The sequence below is a fragment of the Pseudomonas sp. TJI-51 genome, from assembly GCF_000190455.2.
In the GTDB taxonomy this organism is placed as follows: domain Bacteria; phylum Pseudomonadota; class Gammaproteobacteria; order Pseudomonadales; family Pseudomonadaceae; genus Aquipseudomonas; species Aquipseudomonas juntendi.
The window spans coordinates 605-1,327 of record NZ_AEWE02000107.1 but is presented as its reverse complement, the minus strand read 5'-3'; the positions used below and the strand labels follow the sequence as shown (position 1 = coordinate 1,327).

Annotated in this window: 1 protein-coding gene; it reads right to left on the bottom strand. The window is 62.0% G+C overall.

Annotated features, from left to right (window positions below):
* On the bottom strand, nucleotides 1–723 hold a 723-nt coding region (locus G1E_RS29750; RefSeq protein WP_047150082.1), incomplete at both ends, for an amino acid permease.

Here is a 723-nt window from a genome sequence, read left to right as displayed (position 1 = left end):
CCGCCGCACGCGGCACGCCAACCTTGGAGGTCTTGTTGAGGAAGGCCGGGGCGTCACCGCGCTTGGCCAGCGAGTACATCATCCGCGATGCGATGTAGATCGACGAATTCATGCAACTGGTTACCGCCACCAGCACCACCAGGTCGACCATCAATGCCGCGTTGGGGATGTTCATGATCTCCAGCGCACGTTGATACGAGCCCACCACCGCCAGCTGCGGATCGTTCCACGGCACCACCGAGATGATCACGAAGATCGAGAGGATATAGAAGGTACTGATGCGCCAGATCACCGAGCGGGTAGCCTTGGCGATGTTGCGCGACGGGTCGCTGGACTCGGAAGCCGCAATGGTCACGGCTTCGGTGCCGATGAAGCTGAACATCACGGTAATGAACGCCCCGACCACAGCCGACCAGCCATTGGGCGCAAAACCGCCGTAGTCAGCCATCAGCCCGCTCAGGCCGCTGACTTCGCGGTTGGGCAGCCAGCCCATCAGCGCGGCAAAGCCCAGGCCGATGAAACCGAGAATGGCCGTGACCTTGAGGATGGCGAACCAGAACTCGAACTCGCCGTACTTGGCCACGCTGAACAAGTTGGTGCCGGCCAGCAACAGCACCGAGGCCAAGGCGAAGATCCAGCTGTCCACCTGGGGGAACCAGGCGTTCAGCACATGCCCGGCGGCCAGCGCCTCGATCGGAATGACCAGTACCCAGAACCACCAGT